Below are 18,812 nucleotides of genomic sequence, written 5' to 3'. Positions count from 1 at the left end.
CTAGTTAACCTGGTCGGCGATGCGCTGCGGCACCGGAATCTGGATGTCCAGCAGTTGCTGGGCGAACGCCTTGCCTTGCGGATCGATTCGCAGGCTGGCGACACCGCCGCCGCCAAGGGCGTTCTCCAGGAGGAAATTCAGGCTGTGGGTGGCGGGCAAATACCAGCGCTCTACACGTCCATGGACCGGGTCGAGAACATGGCTCATCCAGTCGACGAGCACGGCCGGGGTCAGGGCTTCGGCGATCCATGGCAGATATTCGGGCTCGCGGGGCATGACGCCAATGTTGCTGTGGTTGCCCTTGTCCCCCGAACGCGCGACCGCGAGTTTGACCAAAGCCACGCTGGCATCGGCCAGTCCCTTGGGTTTGGGTGGTTCGAACGGCACCGGCAAGTCGGCGGTATCGAGCACATCCAGCGTGGGCAGGGCGCACGGGTGGCGTTGCCCCATGAAATCAATTTCCAGCGTGCAAGCGGTTTTGTCGATCAGGAACGAGAACAGCCGGATGAGCGGATAAACCGTTGGCCGGCCGCCGACAATGCCGGTCAGCCCTGGTGCCATGCCAGTAGCGGCCTGGGCGATTTCCCGGGAGAACACGATCAGTGCCTGTTTATTCGGATGCCGTACCGCGAGTTTTATCACCACTTCGCGGGTGTCCTGACGTTGGCCGTGAGGGCCGTAGGTGGCTTCGCTACCGAGCAATTCGATGCTGACGTCGCTGTAGGGCGCCCAACCGCGTTGGCTGAAGATTTCGGAGGTTTTGTTGATGATTGCTTCACTGACCCGGCGAGCCTTGTCGACCGCGTCGATGCCGGCGATCAGGCAACTGGCGGTGCAACGGAAACCGTCCGGGTGGGTGGCGCTGACCTTGTACTGATCGGTCGGTGGCAAACCTTTCGCGCCGTGCACCTGCACCGCGTTTTTACCTTGCTGTATGAGTTTGACTTGCGTGAAATCGCAGACCACGTCGGGCAGCAGATAGGCCCGCGGATCGCCGATTTCGTAGAGCATCTGCTCGCCCACCGTCAGCGGCGTGACCAGGCCGCCGGAACCCTCGGGTTTGCTGACAATGAACTGGCTGTCGGCGCTGACTTCGACGATGGGGAACCCGATGTGTTCGTAGTCGGGCACTTCGCGCCAATCGGTGAAATTGCCACCGGTGCATTGGGCGCCGCATTCGATGATGTGACCGGCCAGCGCCGCCTGGGCCAACTTGTCATAGTCGTGCCACGACCAGCCGAACTCATGCACCAGCGCGGCGCTGACCACGGCGCTGTCGACCACGCGCCCGGTGATCACGATGTCCGCCCCCAGTCGCAGGGATTCGACGATGCCCGGTGCGCCGAGGTAGGCGTTGGTCGAGACGCACATTACAGGTAACGACGTACCGTTGAACATTTCGTGGAGGCCAAGCGAACTCAGTCGCTTGAATTGCGGTTGCAGGTCGTCCCCGAGCAGCACGGCAATTTTCAGGGCGACGCCGGCCTTGTCACATGCTGCTTGCAACGCGGCAGCGCAGGCCCGTGGATTGACCCCGCCGGCATTGCTGATCACGCGGATTTTTTGTTCTGAAAGTTGGTTGAGCAGGGGACTGAGGACTTCGATGAAGTCATTGGCGTAGCCGGCCTGGGGATCTTTCATCCGTGCGCCGGCCATGATCGACAGGGTGATTTCCGCCAGGTAATCGAAGACCAGGTAGTCCAGGCGTCCGCCTTCCACCAGTTGCGCGGCGGCGGTCGAGGTGTCGCCCCAGAACGCGCTGGCGCAACCGATGCGAATAGTTTTTGGCGCAGTCAACGGCATAACCACCTCCGACAGAAGTGCATCGAGACTACCAAGCAAGCGCTTGGTCTGTAAATGGCTGAAATATCTTCTGCCCGAGCGCTTGCTTGGTTGCTGGCAGCAGCTTAAATTGCCCGCGCTAGCTCACGAAATTGCAGGAGCGACCCTGCTCGCTCCTGCATGAGTGGCGTATTGGATTGATCGACTGTAGGAGAGATCGGGTGGACGAGCAAAAAGCCCTGAAGGTCATGCGCGAATTGGTCGACAACGGGCAATTGACCGATCCGGACAGCGCCCGTGGCAAGCTGCTGCAGGTCGCGGCTCACCTGTTTCGCAACAAGGGCTATGAACGCACCACCGTGCGCGATCTGGCGGGTGCCGTGGGCATTCAGTCGGGAAGCATTTTTCATCACTTCAAAAGCAAGGACGAGATCCTGCGGGCAGTGATGGAAGAGACCATTCGCTATAACACCGCGCTGATGCGTGCGGCCATTGCCGACGCCGCCAACGTGCGCGAGCGGGTGCTGGCGCTGATCCGCTGCGAATTGCAGTCAATCATGGGCGGCAGCGGCGAGGCCATGGCGGTGCTGGTCTACGAATGGCGCTCGCTGTCCGAAGATGGTCAGGCCAAGGTCCTGGCGTTGCGCGATATCTATGAAGACATTTGGCTGCAAGTACTGGGCGAAGCCAAGAGCGCAGGTTTCATTCGTGGCGATGTGTTCGTCACTCGACGTTTCCTTACCGGGGCACTGTCCTGGACTACCACCTGGTTCCGAGCCGGTGGCAGCATGAGCCTCGACCAGTTGGCCGATGAGGCGCTGGTTCTGGTGCTGGAGGAAAAATAAAGCGTGTGTGTTGGTCGGCAGGAAACTGGCTAACTGGGCGAAACCGCCTAGCTTGAATGGATTGATGCCGTACTTTGGGGAGTGGGTTGTTTCATGTCTTTGCCAATTCGGACGGCTACGCGTTTTTTGCTGGCGGCGCTTGTAGCGTTATGGATGCTGCCGTCCCAGGCTGCACAACGGGTGCGCATTGGTGCCGCACACTTTCCGCCGTATACGGTGCGCCCGGAAAACGGTGCGGACACGGGCTTGCTGCCGCAGTTGGTCGAGGCGCTCAATGCCCTGCAAAGCGACTATCAATTCGTGTTGGTGCCCACCTCCATTCCTCGACGTTTTGGTGACTTCAAGCAGGGTCGAATCGACATGGCGATCTTCGAAAATCCTGCCTGGGGTTGGGAGAACGTGCCTCACAGCATTGTCGACATGGGGCTTGAAGACGCCGAGATTTTTGTCGCGCAACGTCAGCGCGAAGGCGAGCCGATTCGTCAGCAAGGCTATTTTGATGACCTCAAGGGCAAACGCCTGGCGCTGTTCAGTGGCTATCACTACGAATTTGCCAACTTCAACGCCGATCCAAAATTCCTCGCGCAGAACTTCAACGCCACACTGACGTATTCCCACGACAGCAACCTGCTGATGGTGCTGCGCGGGCGCGCTGATATCGCCCTGGTTACGCGCTCGTACCTGAGCGATTACTTTCTGCGCAACTTGAAAGTCGCCGATGAGCTGCTGGTGTCCGAGCGTATCGATCAGGTCTACCACCATTACGCGATCTTGCGCCCGGCCTCGCCAATCAGCAGCGAGGTTTTCGGCAAGTTGCTGAAGGGGTTGCGGGATAATGGCCAGATGCTGAAGATTTTCGATCCTTACAAAATCGCGGTGGTGCCGGTCGCCGGTAGCTGAGATTGCACCGCAGATCGCGTATTGACTGACTTCTCTTAAATTTCCCGCCTCGGCTCACGTCACTTCGTTGAACTGTCGATTGATTCTCGTGAGCCCGACCCATGCCCAATCTGAATGAACTGGCTGCCCTTGTCTTGCCGACAGGCAGCAGTCTTGTCGCTGATGAAACCGAAACCCGGCTGAGCCTTAGCCTTGACGACCAACTGCTGATCCAGCTGCGGCTGACCCGCGATCCCGAGTTGGCTGTGCAATTGGAGGCGCGTTTCAATCGCCCCGACAGCCGTGCTCTCTGGGCCGCTTGTTATTGGTTGTTTGCCCGTGACCCTGCGTGCCGGCGCCTGACCTGGCAGCTCGATGAGTACCCGACCGAGGCACTACTCAGCGGGTTGCTGATCCTCACGCAGGTGCGCGGCCAGTTTTACTGTGAGCGCAGCTTGTTCTGGCAATTGCCGCAACCCTGGTTGAGCCAGCCGCTGACCAACAGTTATCCGCAGCACAGGGTCATCAGTGGCGGCAAGCGTCATCCGTTACGAGCGATCAAGCCGCGAGGTGAGGTTTATCGGCGTTTCGATGTGCAACTGGGCGCCTGGATTTCCCTGCGCACGCTGGATATCGATCTGGACCTGGCACGTTTCAATCGCTGGCAGAACAGTCCGCGAGTGGCGAGTTTCTGGCAGGAAGAGGGCAGTCTCGAACAGCATCGCGAGTACCTGAGCAAGCTCGAAGCGGACCCGCATACGGTCACGCTGATCGGTTGTTTCGATGATCAGCCGTTCGCTTATTTCGAAGCCTACTGGGCCAAGGAAGACCGCATCGCGCCGTTCTACGAGGCGGGCGATTATGACCGCGGCATTCACATGCTGGTGGGTGAAGAAAATCACCGTGGCCCGCACAAAGTGGCGAGCTGGTTATCGGCGCTGGTGCATTACCTGTTTCTCGATGATCCACGCACTCAGCGAGTGGTTGCCGAGCCGCGTGCCGACAACGCCAAGATGATCGGGTATATGCAGGACCAGCGATTCCACTGCGAGAAAGAGTTCGACTTCCCGCACAAGCGCGCCGCGCTGATGGTGTTGGGGCGTGAGCGGTTTTTCGAGCGGTGCAGTCTGGCCTGAAAAGCAAAGATCGTCCGAACGCGGCCCGAGCCTTCGGACGATCTTTTTTATGGAACCGACGCCGTCTCAGCGGCGGGCCACGCTATCCGCACGATTGCCCGACACCTTGCGGCAATGCACCAGCGCATCACGAATCATGAAGTTCACCAGGGTCGGCGAGACGCCGAGTTCCTTGGCGATGTCCTTCTGCGGCACGCCGTGCAGGCGATACATCTCGAAGGCATAGCGGGTTCGGCTCGGCAGTTCGGTCAGTGCATCGGCGATGTTTTCCAGCGTCGAAAAATTGATGTGCGACGTTTCTGGCGATGCGCCCTGAATCACCACATTCAGGCCTTCCTCTTCAGGGCCGGAATACTTCTGCTCGAGTGCTTGCTTGCGGTAGTGATCGATCGCCAGGTTGCGCACGATCTGGAACAGATAGCTGAGCTGCGCCTTGAACGAGGAGGTGATCTGCGGCGCTGATTGCAGACGGAAAAACGCGTCCTGCACCACATCTTCAGCACGCGAGCGGCAGCCGGTGATGCGGGCTGCAATCTTGACCAGAATCAGTCGATTGTCGACGAAGGCCTGAAGTAGCGGCGAATCGCACCTGCTTGTGGAGACTTGTTCCGTCATGGAAATCACCTTGCTGCCAATAGGTTGGTGGGACGACAAAGGGATCGGGGCCGTCCTACACATCGAGCGACAAATTATGTTGAATGATAATGATTGTCAATTGAGAAAGAGAAGTAATGCGCCGCAAAGGTGCAGAGTGAGAACTGCGACACGCTGACACACCCCGGCCTGGTTGGCGTTCAAGCCTGCCGACTAATTATTTCAAGACGTCATCCGTTCTCATTGGTGAATGGATCCGGGCTGCAGCCCCGGACACAACTGCATTGCCAATGCCTTGCGCGGTCGGCGAAGACCGCGTCCTGCGCGCCCTTGAATGGGGCGTGACGTCACAAAAATCGATTCCATTTGCAAGCCGAATTCAGGCAGGAAACCTCATGACTGACGCGTTCGAACTCCCCAGCACACTGGTCCAAGCCCTCCAGCGCCGCGCGGCCCTGACGCCGGACCGGGTGGCCTTGCGTTTTCTCGCCGAAACCCAGGATCAGGCTGTGGTGCTCAGTTATCGCGAGCTGGATCAGCGGGCGCGGACCATTGCCGGTGCATTGCAGGCCGAGGCCGATTTTGGCGATCGCGCGGTGTTGCTGTTTCCGAGTGGCCCGGATTACGTCGCGGCGTTTTTCGGTTGCCTGTATGCCGGCGTGATCGCCGTGCCGGCCTACCCGCCGGAATCGACGCGCCGTCATCATCAGGAGCGTTTGCTGTCGATCATCAGCGATGCCGAGCCGCGCCTGTTACTGACCAGCGCCGGCCTGCACGATGCGTTGCAGCAAATTGAAGGAGCGCCGCCGCTGCTGTGTGTCGATACCCTCGACAGCACAATGGCCGAACGCTGGGTCGCGCCGGACCTGCAAGATGATCACATCGCCTTCTTGCAATACACCTCGGGTTCCACCGCGTTGCCGAAAGGCGTGCAAGTCAGCCACGGCAACCTGGTGGCCAACGAGTTGCTGATCCGTCACGGTTTCGGCATCGATCTGAACCCGGACGACGTCATCGTCAGCTGGCTACCGCTGTACCACGACATGGGCCTGATTGGCGGGCTGTTGCAACCGATTTTCAGCGGCGTGCCGTGCGTGTTGATGTCGCCGGCGTACTTCCTGGGTCGGCCGCTGCGTTGGCTGGAAGCCATCAGCGAATACGGCGGCACCATCAGCGGCGGGCCGGATTTTGCCTACCGTTTGTGCAGCGAGCGAGTCAGCGATTCGGTATTGGAGCGGCTTGATCTGAGCGGTTGGCGCGTGGCTTATTCCGGGTCCGAGCCGATTCGTCTCGACACCCTTGAGCGTTTCGCCGAGAAGTTCGCCCCAAGCGGTTTCACAACGGACAGCTTCATGGCGTCCTATGGCCTGGCAGAAGCCACACTGTTTGTGACCGGTACTCCGTGTGGTCAAGGCATTGGCAACCTGCGCGTAGACGATCAGGCCCTGGCGCACAATCGTGCCGAGCCGGGCGACGGCAGCGCAATCATGAGCTGCGGCATCAGTCAGCCAGATCATGCGGTGTTGATCATCGAACCCGCATCGCTCACCGAACTGGCGGACAACGCGGTCGGCGAAATCTGGGCCACCGGGCCGAGTATCGCCCACGGTTACTGGCGCAACCCCGAGGCGTCCGCCAAGACGTTCGTTCAACACGCCGGCCGCACCTGGCTGCGCACCGGTGACCTGGGCTTCCTGCGCGACGGCGAACTGTTCATCACCGGGCGCCTGAAAGACATGCTGATCGTGCGCGGGCATAACCTTTATCCACAGGACATCGAGCAGACTGTCGAGCGTGAAGTGGAGGTGGTGCGCAAAGGCCGCGTGGCCGCGTTCGCGGTCAATATCGAGGGTCAGGAAGGCATCGGTATCGCAGCGGAAATCAGCCGCAGCGTGCAAAAAATCCTGCCACCTGACGCCTTGATCAAAGCCATTCGCCAAGCCGTGGCCGAGGCGTACCAGGAAGCGCCGAGTGTCGTGTTGTTGCTCAATCCCGGCGCGTTGCCCAAGACCTCCAGCGGCAAACTGCAACGCTCGGCGTGCCGCAATCGCCTGGCGGATGGCAGCCTCGACAGCTATGCGCTGTTCCCGTCGTCCACTGGCGGGAGTGAAGGCAAGACTGAATCCGCTTCAGACCTGCAAAACCTGATCGGCCAGATCTGGTGCGAGCAATTGCAGGTCAAGCAGGTCGGCTTTGATGATCACTTTTTCCTGCTCGGCGGTAACTCCATCGCGGCCACCCAAGTGGTGGCACGTCTGCGTGAAGAACTCGGTCTGGAGTTGAACCTGCGCCTGTTGTTCGAAGCGCCGACTCTCGGTGCATTCGCTGCCGCCGTGGCCCGGCAACAACAGGATGGCGGCCTCGCCCAAGGTGCGATCACCGCGTTATCGCGTCATGAAGCGATGCCGCAATCCCTGGCACAAAACCGTCTGTGGATCACCTGGCAACTCGACCCACAGAGCAGCGCCTACAACATTCCCGGTGCCTTGCGCCTGCGCGGCGAGCTGGACGAAGACGCGTTGCGCGGCAGTTTCCAGCAACTCATCGAGCGCCACGAGTCCCTGCGCACGCGGTTTTTCGAGCGTGATGGCGTGGCGCTGCAACAGGTCGATGCGGCTGGCGCATTCAACCTGCAAATGATCGACATCAGTGGCTTGCCTTTGGCCGAGCGTGAGGCTCGCGCGTGGCAGATCCGCGAGGACGAAGCTCGCACCCGGTTCGATCTGGAAAACGGTCCGCTGCTGTGGGTGATGTTGGTTCGCCTTGATGACGAGGACCATCAACTGCTGGTGACGATGCACCACATCATCGCCGATGGCTGGTCGCTGAACGTGTTGATCGACGAGTTCTCTCGACTGTATGCGGCGGCGTCCCAAGGCCAGTCAGCGACGCTGGCACCATTGCCGACGCAATACGCCGATTACGGCAGCTGGCAGCGCCAATGGCTGGCGCAAGGGGAGGGTGAGCGACAACTGGCTTACTGGAAAACCCAGTTGGGTGACGACCATCCGACGTTGAACCTGGCCACCGATCACCCGCGTGCGGCGCAACAAATGCACAGTGCCGCCCGCCACACCGTGCGCCTCGACGCGAATCTCAGCGACGCGATTCGCCAGACCGCCCAGGCCCACGAAGCCACGTCGTTCATGCTGTTGCTCACCGCGTTCCAAACGCTGTTGCATCGCTACAGCGGTCAGCGCGACATCCGCATCGGTGTGCCGAATGCCAACCGTCCGCGCCTGGAGACCCAAGGCCTGATCGGCTTTTTCATCAACACCCAGGTGCTGCGCGCCGAGGTCGATTCGCGGCTGCCATTCGTTGAGTTGCTGGCGCAAACCCGTCAAGCGGCGTTGGGCGCACAAGCCCATCAGGACTTGCCGTTCGAACAACTGCTGGAGGCCTTTCCGCAGGCTCGGGAACAGGGACTGTTCCAGGTCATGTTCAACCACCAGCAACGCGACCTCGGCGCATTGAAACGCCTGCCGGGCCTGCTCGCCGAAGAGTTGCCGTGGCACAGTCGCGAGGCCAAGTTCGACCTGCAATTGCACAGCGAAGAAGATCGTAACGGTCGCTTGAGCCTGTCGTTCGACTACGCCAGCGAACTGTTCGACGCCGCGACCGTCGAGCGTCTGGCCGAGCATTTCAGCAACCTGCTGCGAGCCATTAGCGCGCAACCGCAAACCGCTGTCGGCGACCTGCAACTGCTGACCGGGTCTGAATTCAACCAGCAAGCTGACTGGGCCGTTGCACCGTGCACACCCGCCAGCCAATGGCTGCCGGAGCGGCTCAACGAACAAGCGCGCCAGACCCCGGAACGCATCGCACTGCTGTGGGACGGCGGCAGCCTGGACTTCGCCGAACTGCACACCCGGGCCAATCGCCTGGCTCACTACCTGCGTGACAAAGGCGTCGGTCCGGATGTCTGCGTGGCCATCGCAGCGGAGCGTTCGCCGCAACTGCTGATCGGCCTGCTGGCGATCATCAAGGCCGGTGGCGCCTACGTGCCGTTGGACCCGGACTATCCAGCCGAGCGCCTGGCCTACATGCTCAGTGACAGCGGCGTCGAGTTGCTGTTGACGCAAACCCAACTGCTTGATCGCCTGCCCGCCACCGACGGCGTCAGCGTGATCGCCATGGACGCGCTGCATCTGGAGAGCTGGCCCAGCCATGCGCCGGGCCTGCATTTGCACGGCGACAACCTCGCGTATGTGATTTACACCTCCGGTTCCACCGGCCAACCCAAAGGCGTCGGCAACACCCATGCGGCCCTCGCAGAGCGGCTGCAATGGATGCAGGACACCTATCGCCTGAACGACAGCGACGTGCTGATGCAAAAGGCACCGATCAGTTTCGACGTGTCCGTGTGGGAATGCTTCTGGCCGTTGATTACCGGCGCACGCCTGCTGATTGCCGGGCCCGGTGAACACCGCGACCCGCACCGCATCGCGCAGTTGGTCCAGCAATACGGCGTGACCACGTTGCACTTCGTGCCGCCACTGCTTTCGTTGTTCATCGACGAGCCGCTGACCGCCGAAAGCACCAGCCTGCGCCGCGTGTTTTCCGGTGGCGAAGCCTTGCCCGCCGAGCTGCGTAACCGTGTGCTGGCGCAACTGCCGGCGGTGCAGTTGCACAACCGCTACGGCCCGACCGAAACCGCGATCAACGTTACCCATTGGCACTGCACCACAGCCGATGGCGAGCGCTCGCCGATTGGCCGGCCACTGGGTAACGTGATCTGCCGCGTGCTCGATAGCGATCTGAATCCGGTTCCGCTCGGTGTGCCGGGTGAACTGTGCATCAGTGGCATCGGTCTGGCCCGGGGTTATCTGGGCCGTCCAGGCCTGACCGCCGAACGTTTCGTGGTCGATCCATTGGGCGATCAGGGCACGCGCCTGTATCGAACCGGCGACCGTGCGCGATGGAGCGCCGATGGCGTGATCGAATACCTCGGTCGCCTCGATCAGCAGGTCAAATTGCGTGGTTTCCGCGTTGAACCGGAAGAAATCGAAGCGCGACTGCTGGCCCAGCAGGGCGTTGCCCAGGCCATTGTGCTAGTGCGCGAAACCTCGGCCGGTGGGCAGTTGATCGGCTACTACACCGCCACCGATTCCACCGAAACTGAAGAAGCGCAAACCCTAAGACTGAAAACTGCGCTGGCAGCCGAGCTACCGGAATACATGGTCCCGGCGCAGCTGATGCGCCTGGAACAAATGCCCCTCGGCCCAAGTGGCAAACTCGACCGCCGCGCCTTGCCGGAACCGCAGTGGCAGGTGCGTGAACACGTCGAACCAGTGACTGGATTGGAGCAGCAAATCGCCGGCATCTGGCGCGAAGTGCTGGGCCTGGCGCAAGTCGGCTTGCGCGATGACTTCTTCGCCCTCGGCGGTCATTCGCTGTTGGCCACGCAAATCATTTCCCGCACCCGTCAGGCCTGCGACGTCGAGTTACCGCTGCGTGCACTGTTCGAGAACAGTGAACTGGGCGCGTTTGCCGAACAGGTTCAGCTGATCCAGCTCAGCGGCAAAACCAACCAGCAGCCACCCATCGAGAAAGTCGACCGCAGCCAAGCGGTGCCGCTGTCCTATTCCCAGCAGCGCATGTGGTTCCTCTGGCAGATGGAACCGGACAGCCCGGCCTACAACGTCGGCGGCATGGCGCGGCTGCGCGGGGTGCTGGATGTCGGGCGATTTGAAGCGGCGCTGCAAGCGCTGATCCTGCGTCACGAAACCCTGCGCACCACGTTCCCGAGTATCGACGGTGTGGCCCGGCAACAGGTGCGTCCGGATGCCGGAATGCAGATGGAATGGAAAGACTTCTCGGCGCTGGACGTCGCAACCCGCGAACAACGGGTGCAACAACTGGCCGACTTTGAGGCGCACCAGCCGTTCGATCTGGAAAGCGGCCCGCTGCTGCGCGCCTGTCTGGTCAAGACCGCCGAGCAAGAGCATTACCTGGTACTGACCCTGCATCACATCGTCACCGAAGGTTGGGCGATGGACATCTTCGCCCGGGAGCTCAGCGCACTCTACGAAGCGTTCGTCGATGATCGAGAATCGCCGCTGGCACCGCTGCCGGTGCAGTACCTCGATTACAGCGTCTGGCAGCGCAACTGGCTGGAGTCCGGTGAGCGTCAGCGCCAGCTCGATTACTGGACCGCGCAACTGGGCCGCGAACACCCGTTGCTCGAATTGCCCAGTGATCGTCCGCGTCCAGCGGTGCAAAGCCATCAGGGCGAGTTGTTCCGTTTCGACCTCAGCGATGAACTCGCTGCGCGAGTACGCGCCTTCAATGCACAAAACGGCCTGACCCTGTTCATGACCATGACCGCCGCGCTGGCCGTGTTGCTTTACCGCTACAGCGGCCAGACCGACCTGCGCATCGGCGCACCCGTGGCCAACCGGATTCGCCCGGAAAGCGAAGGACTGATCGGCGCGTTCCTCAATACCCAGGTGCTGCGTTGCCAGCTCGACGGGCAGATGTCCGTCGGCCAATTGCTGGAGCAGGTGCGCCACACGGTCATCGAAGGCCAGTCTCATCAGGACTTGCCCTTCGACCATTTGGTGGAAGCCTTGCAGCCGCCACGCAGCGCCGCCTACAACCCATTGTTCCAGGTGATGTGCAACGTGCAGCGCTGGGAATTCCAGCAGAGCCGCACCCTGGCCGGCATGACCGTCGAGTACCTGGCCAACGATGCCCGTGCGACCAAGTTCGACCTCAACCTGGAAGTCACCGACCTCGACCATCGCCTGGGTTGCTGCCTGACCTACAGCACCGATCTGTTCGACGAACCGCGCATTGCGCGCATGGCCGCGCATTGGCGTAACGTGCTGGAAGCGTTACTGGCCGATCCGCAACAGCGCCTGAGTGAGTTGCCGTTGCTGGAGGCCAGCGAGCAGCAAACCCTGCTCGACAGTCTCGGGGTCGAGCCGGGCGAACATCGTCTGGATCAGTGCATTCATCAGCTGTTCAGCGAACAGGCTCTGGCGCGTAAAGAGGCACCGGCGCTGACCTTCGCCGGGCAAACCCTGAGTTATGCCGAACTCGACAGCCGCGCCAATCGCCTCGCTTGGATGCTGCGCGAACGCGGTGTCGGGCCGCAGGTTCGCGTCGGTCTGGCACTGGAGCGTTCGCTGGAGATGGTCGTCGGCCTGCTGGCGATCCTCAAGGCCGGCGGCGCTTACGTGCCGCTGGACCCGGAGTACCCGCTCGACCGCTTGCATTACATGATCGAAGACAGCGGCATCGGCTTACTGCTCAGCGATGCGGCGATGTTCGAAGCGCTGGGTGAACTGCCAGCGAGCGTAGCGCGCTGGTGCCGGGAAGACGATGCCGCCGAACTGGCCAATTACCCGGCCACCGAGTTGCCGTTTATCAGCCTGCCGCAACATCAGGCGTACTTGATCTACACCTCGGGCTCCACCGGTAAACCGAAAGGTGTGGTGGTGTCCCACGGTGAAATTGCCATGCACTGCCGTGCGGTGATCGAGCGTTTCGGCATGCGCGCGGACGACTGCGAGTTGCATTTCTATTCGATCAACTTCGACGCCGCCACTGAGCGTTTGCTGGTGCCGCTGTTGAGTGGCGCGCAAGTTGTCCTGCGTGCCCAGGGCCAATGGGACGCTGAAGAAATCTGCGGTCTTATCCGCCGTCACCACATCAATATCCTGGGGTTCACTCCGAGTTACGGCAGCCAGTTGGCGCAATGGCTGGCGACGAAAAATGAAACCCTCCCGGTGCGCATGATCATCACCGGCGGCGAAGCGCTGACCGGCGAGCACCTGCAGCGGATTCGCGCGGCGTTTAAACCGGACCTGTTCTTCAACGCCTACGGCCCGACCGAAACCGTGGTCATGCCGCTGGCCAGCCTGGCCCCAGATGTATTGGAAGAAGGCGTGGGCAGCGTGCCGATTGGCAGCGTGATCGGCGACCGCGTGGCCTACATTCTTGATGCCGATCTGGCCTTGGTGCCACAGGGTGCGACTGGCGAGTTGTATGTCGGCGGTGCCGGTCTGGCCCAGGGTTATCACCAGCGTCCGGGAATGACGGCCGAGCGTTTTGTCGCCGACCCGTTTGCCGCCCATGGCGGACGTCTGTACCGCACCGGCGACCTGGTGCGCCAGCGCGCCGATGGGTTGGTTGAATACCTCGGGCGCATCGACCATCAAGTGAAGATTCGCGGTTTCCGCATCGAATTGGGCGAAATCGAAACCCGTCTGCTGGAACACGAATCGGTGCGCGAAGCCGTTGTCTTGGCCCTCGATGCACCGAGCGGCAAGCAATTGGTTGGTTATCTGGTCACCAACGTTGCGGAACAGGACGAAGCGCAGCAAAACGCATTGCGCGAAGCGCTCAAGTCGCACCTGAAAACGCAGCTGCCGGATTACATGGTGCCGACGCACCTGATCCTGCTGGCCAGCATGCCGCTGACCGGCAACGGCAAGCTCGACCGCCGCGCACTGCCGGCGCCCGACCCGGAGCTGAACCGTCAGCACTATGTGGCGCCGAGCAACGAACTGGAGCTGACGTTGGCGCAGATCTGGTGCGAAGTGCTGAACGTCGAACAGGTCGGCCTCAACGATAACTTCTTCGAACTCGGTGGCGATTCGATTCTGTCGATTCAAGTGGTCAGTCGTGCGCGGCAGCAGGGCATCCACTTCAGCCCGCGGGATTTGTTCCAGCACCAGACCGTGCAGACCCTGGCCGCCGTGGCCACCCGCAGCGAGCAGGTGACAGCCGAGCAAGGTCTGCTCACCGGCGAATCACGCCTGACGCCGATCCAGCACTGGTTCTTCGACACCGAGATCCCGCAGCGCCAACACTGGAACCAGGCCTTGTTGCTGGAGCCGACAACGACACTGGAACCGCATCGCCTGGAGCAAGCGTTGCTGGCAGTGCTGGAACAGCACGACGCCTTGCGCCTGCGCTTCAGCAAAATCGGTGGTCAATGGCAGGCCCAACACCAGGCAATTTCCGAGGTGCCGGTGCTCTGGCAAGTGCGCGTTTCGTCCATGGACAAATGCGCCGCACTGTTCGCCGATGCCCAGCGCAGCCTCGACCTTGAAGAAGGGCCGTTGATGCGGGTGTTGCTGGTTGACGGTCCCGAGGGCCAGCAACGACTGTTCTTCGCCATTCACCACTTGGTGGTGGACGGCGTTTCATGGCGCGTGCTGCTGGACGATCTGCAGACGGTGTATCGCCAACTCGACGCCGGGCAATCGGTAAAATTGCCGGCGAAAACCAGTGCCTTCAAGGACTGGGCAGCGCGCTTGCAGGCGTATGCCGGCAGCGAGTCCCTGCGTGAAGAACTGAGCTGGTGGCAGGCGCAATTGGCCGGGCCGAACGCCCAGTTGCCCTGTGATCGTCCCGATGGCGGCCGGCAGAACCGGCATGCGCATACCGTCAGCGTGCGCCTCGACAGCGGGCGCACCCGGCAACTGCTGCAACAGGCGCCGAGTGCCTATCGCACTCAGGTCAACGACCTGCTGCTGACGGCATTGGCCCGAGTGCTTTGCCGCTGGAGCGGGCATGAATCGGCGTTGATTCAACTGGAAGGCCATGGCCGCGAAGCACTGTTCGACGAAATCGACCTGACCCGCACCGTCGGCTGGTTCACCAGCGCGTATCCGTTGCGCCTGACGCCAGCGAACATCGAGGAAGCCGCCGGGCAGGGCGCTTCGATCAAGGCGATCAAGGAGCAACTGCGCGCCGTACCGCACAAAGGCCTGGGTTATGGCGTGCTGCGTTATCTGGCCGATGACCTGAGCCGGCAGTCAATGGCCGCGCTGCCAGTGGCGCCGATCACCTTCAACTACCTCGGTCAGTTCGATCAGAGTTTCGGTGCCGACGCGTTATTCCTGCCGCTCGATGAGGCCATCGGCGTGGCCCACGATCCGAGGGCACCGCTGCCCAACGAGTTGAGCGTCGACAGTCAGGTCTACGGCGGTGAACTGGTACTGCGCTGGACCTTCAGCACCGAACGCCACGACCCGCAAACCATCAACGAATTGGCCGATGCTTATCTGGGCGAATTGCAGAGCCTGATCGAGCATTGCCTGCGTGACGACGCGGGTGGCCTGACGCCATCCGACTTCCCGCTGGCGAAACTGAACCAGACGCAACTGGATGCGCTGCCAATTGCAGCCGCCCTCATTGAAGACGTTTACCCGCTGACCCCGATGCAGGAAGGCATGCTGCTGCACACCTTGCTCGAACCGGGCACCGGCCTCTACTACATGCAGGATCGGTATCGCATCAACAGCGAACTTGATCCGCAGCGTTTCGCCCAGGCCTGGCAAGCGGTGATCGCCCGTCACGAAGCCTTGCGCGCGTCGTTCTGCTGGAACGTCGGCGAAGACATGTTGCAGGTTATCCACAAGCCGGGCAGCACGCCGATCGAATACCTGGACTGGCGCGATATCGCCGAAGCCGAGCAAGAACCCAAACTGCAAACGCTGCTCAAAAGCGAGCGCGAAGCCGGGTTCGATTTGCTCAACCAGGCCCCGTTCCACTTGCGTTTGATTCGGGTCGGCGCGGCGCGTTACTGGTTCATGATGAGCAACCACCACATCCTGATCGATGCGTGGTGCCGCTCGCTGCTGATGAACGATTTCTTCGAAATCTACAGCGCCCTCGGCGAAGGTCGGGAAGCGCAGTTGGCTGTGCCGCCACGTTATCGCGACTACATCGGCTGGCTGCAACGCCAGAGCCTGGCCGAAGCACGGCAGTGGTGGGAAACCAACCTGCAAGGCTTCGAACGGACCACGCCGATCCCGAGCGACCGGCCGTTCCTGCGTGAGCATGCCGGTGACAGCGGCGGCATGCTCGTGGGTGATCGCTACACCCGACTCGATGCCCGTGACGGTGCGCAACTGCGCGAACTGGCGCAGGCTCATCAGCTGACCATCAACACGTTCGCCCAGGCGGCGTGGGCCTTGGTGCTGCGGCGCTTGAGCGGTGATCGCGACGTGCTGTTCGGCGTCACCGTGGCCGGACGCCCGGTAGAAATGCCGGAGATGCAGCGCACCGTCGGCCTGTTCATCAACAGCATCGCGTTGCGGGTGAAGATGCCTGAAGACGATCAGCGTTGCAGCGTGCGCCAGTGGCTGAGCGGTTTGCTCGACAGCAACATGCAACTGCGCGAGTACGAATATTTGCCGCTGGTAAGCATCCAGGAACACAGCGAGTTGCCTAAAGGCCAGCCGCTGTTTGATAGCCTGTTCGTGTTCGAAAACGCCCCGGTGGAAGTCTCGGTGCTGGACCGTGCGCAAAGTCTTAACGCAACCTCGGATTCGGGCCGTACCCACACCAACTTCCCGCTGACGGCGGTGTGCTATCCGGGCGATGACCTGGGCTTGCACCTGTCCTACGATCAGCGTTACTTCGACGAGTCCACGGTCGAACGCATGCTTGGCGAGTTCAAGCGTCTGTTGCTGGCGCTGGTCGAAGGGTTCCACGGTGATATGGCGGACTTGCCATTGCTGGGCGCTGAGGAACAGGACTTCCTGATCCACGATTGCAACCAGAGCGAACACGCTTACCCGCTGGAACAGAGCTATGTTGCGTTGTTTGAGGCGCAAGTGGCCCGGCATCCGCAGCGAATCGCCGCCAGTTGCCTGGATCAACAGCACAGCTACACCGAGTTGAACCAGCGCGCCAACCGACTCGGCCATGCGCTGGTCGCGGCGGGTGTCGGGCTCGATCAGCCGGTGGCGCTGCTGGCTGAGCGCAGCCTCGATTTGCTGGGCATGATCATCGGTAGCTTCAAGGCTGGCGCGGGTTATCTGCCGCTGGACCCAGGCCTGCCGAGTCAGCGCCTGAGCCGAATTATCGACCTGAGCCGCACGCCGTTGCTGGTCTGCACTGAAGCCTGCCGCGAACAAGCCGTCGCGCTGCTGGAAGAATTCGGTGGTGCCAATCGGCCTCGATTGCTGGTCTGGGATGAGGTGCAGGCCAGTGATATGTCGATCGCCAACCCTGGTATTTACAGTGGCCCGGACAATCTGGCCTACGTGATCTACACCTCCGGTTCCACCGGTTTGCCCAAAGGTGTGATGGTCGAACAGCGCGGCATGCTCAATAACCAGTTGAGCAAAGTGCCGTACCTGCACCTGAGCGATGCCGACGTCATTGCGCAGACCGCTTCGCAAAGCTTCGACATTTCCGTGTGGCAGTTCCTCGCCGCACCGCTGTTCGGCGCGAGGGTGGACATCGTGCCGAACACCATCGCTCACGACCCGCAAGGCTTGCTGGCCCATGTTCAGGGCCAGGGCATCACCGTGCTGGAAAGCGTGCCGTCGCTGATTCAGGGCATGCTCGCCCAGGAACGCATGGGCCTCGATGGCCTGCGCTGGATGTTGCCGACGGGTGAAGCGATGCCGCCGGAACTCGCGCATCAATGGCTGCTGCGTTATCCGGACATCGGCCTGGTGAATGCCTACGGTCCGGCGGAATGCTCGGACGACGTGGCGTTTTTCCGCGTCGACATGGCGTCAACGCGCAGCAGTTATTTGCCGATTGGTACGCCGACCGATAACAACCGTTTGTACCTGCTCGACGGCGCGCTGGAACTGGTGCCGCTGGGGGCGGTGGGCGAGTTGTGCGTGGCCGGCACTGGGGTTGGGCGCGGTTATGTCAGCGATCCGCTGCGCACGGCGCAGGTGTTTGTACCCAACCCGTTTGGCGCGCCGGGGGATCGTCTGTATCGCACCGGCGACCTGGCCCGTCGTCGCAACGACGGCGTGCTGGAATACGTCGGGCGTATCGACCATCAGGTGAAAATTCGCGGCTACCGCATCGAACTGGGTGAGATCGAAGCGCGTCTGCATGAACAACCGGAAGTCCGCGAGGCAGCGGTTGGCGTGCAGGAGGGCGTCAATGGCAAACACCTCGTCGGCTATCTCGTAGCCGCTGATACATCGCTCAATCCAGCTGAACGTTTGGAGCGCATCAAGCAACGCCTGCGCGCCGAACTGCCGGAATACATGGTGCCGCTGCACTGGCTATGGCTGGATAAAATGCCGCTAAACGCCAACGGCAAACTGGACCGCAAGGCCCTGCCGGCATTGGAGATCGGCCAGTTGCAGAGCCAGGACTACCAGGCACCGCGCAATGAACTGGAGCAGACCCTGGCAGGCATCTGGGCTGAAGTGCTGAAGGTGGAAAAGGTCGGCGTTCGCGACAACTTCTTCGAGCTGGGCGGGCATTCGTTGCTGGCTACGCAGATTGCCTCGCGGGTGCAGAAAGCCTTGCAGCGCGATGTGCCGCTGCGAGCGATGTTCGAATGCAGCACGGTGGAGGAACTGGCCGTTTACATCGAAGGCCTGGCGGCCAGTGATATCACCGAGGAGAAAGTGGATCGGTTGAATGACCTGATGGCGGAGCTGGAGGGGTTGTAGTTTTTTAGCGGCTGGAAGGCCCCATCGCGAGCAGGCTCTCTCCTACAATGGATCTGTGTTCACAGGTCGAATGTGGGAGCGAGCCTGCTCGCGAAGACGGCTGTACAAACGCGTACATTTTCCCGATTGACTACATGCCGTCAGCCACTCAGCCTTCGGGCTCCACTTTATTGCGCGGAGTC

Annotated in this window: 6 protein-coding genes; 4 read left to right on the top strand and 2 right to left on the bottom strand. The window is 61.4% G+C overall.

Annotation, left to right across the window (positions count from 1 at the left end):
- Complete coding sequence (locus tag KUF73_RS21565) at positions 1 to 1,803, bottom strand: acyclic terpene utilization AtuA family protein (protein ID WP_218440053.1); 1,803 nt, start codon at positions 1,801 to 1,803, stop codon at positions 1 to 3.
- A 200-nt stretch (positions 1,804 to 2,003) separates the two neighbouring features.
- On the opposite strand from KUF73_RS21565, the gene KUF73_RS21560 reads away from it, so the two are divergent.
- The 3 genes from KUF73_RS21560 to KUF73_RS21550 all read left to right on the top strand — a co-directional run bounded on the left by KUF73_RS21560 (position 2,004) and on the right by KUF73_RS21550 (position 4,642).
- Positions 2,004 to 2,627, top strand: coding sequence for a TetR/AcrR family transcriptional regulator (locus KUF73_RS21560; protein ID WP_218440052.1), 624 nt, complete (start codon positions 2,004 to 2,006; stop codon positions 2,625 to 2,627).
- A 93-nt stretch (positions 2,628 to 2,720) separates the two neighbouring features.
- A complete protein-coding gene (locus tag KUF73_RS21555) occupies positions 2,721 to 3,527 on the top strand; it encodes an ABC transporter substrate-binding protein (RefSeq protein ID WP_218440051.1) in 807 nt (268 codons plus the stop codon).
- A 101-nt stretch (positions 3,528 to 3,628) separates the two neighbouring features.
- Positions 3,629 to 4,642 carry a GNAT family N-acetyltransferase gene (locus KUF73_RS21550; RefSeq protein WP_218440050.1) on the top strand — a complete coding sequence of 338 codons (1,014 nt, stop codon included), beginning with the start codon at positions 3,629 to 3,631 and terminating at the stop codon, positions 4,640 to 4,642.
- Between the two features lie 66 nt (positions 4,643 to 4,708).
- Here the strand turns inward: KUF73_RS21550 and KUF73_RS21545 are convergent, their stop codons facing one another.
- On the bottom strand, positions 4,709 to 5,257 hold the full coding sequence (locus tag KUF73_RS21545) for an RNA polymerase factor sigma-70 (RefSeq protein WP_218440049.1): 549 nt from the start codon (positions 5,255 to 5,257) through the stop codon (positions 4,709 to 4,711).
- Positions 5,258 to 5,631: 374 nt separating this feature from the next.
- Here KUF73_RS21545 and KUF73_RS21540 point away from each other — a divergent pair, with 374 nt between their 5' ends.
- Positions 5,632 to 18,630, top strand: coding sequence for a non-ribosomal peptide synthetase (locus KUF73_RS21540; protein ID WP_218440048.1), 12,999 nt, complete (start codon positions 5,632 to 5,634; stop codon positions 18,628 to 18,630).
- Positions 18,631 to 18,812: the final 182 nt, after the last annotated feature.

The sequence above is a fragment of the Pseudomonas sp. PD9R genome, assembly GCF_019200975.1.
Taxonomy (GTDB): domain Bacteria; phylum Pseudomonadota; class Gammaproteobacteria; order Pseudomonadales; family Pseudomonadaceae; genus Aquipseudomonas.
The sequence above is the reverse complement of the archived record's forward strand: the minus strand, read 5'-3'. Positions and strand labels throughout refer to the sequence as shown.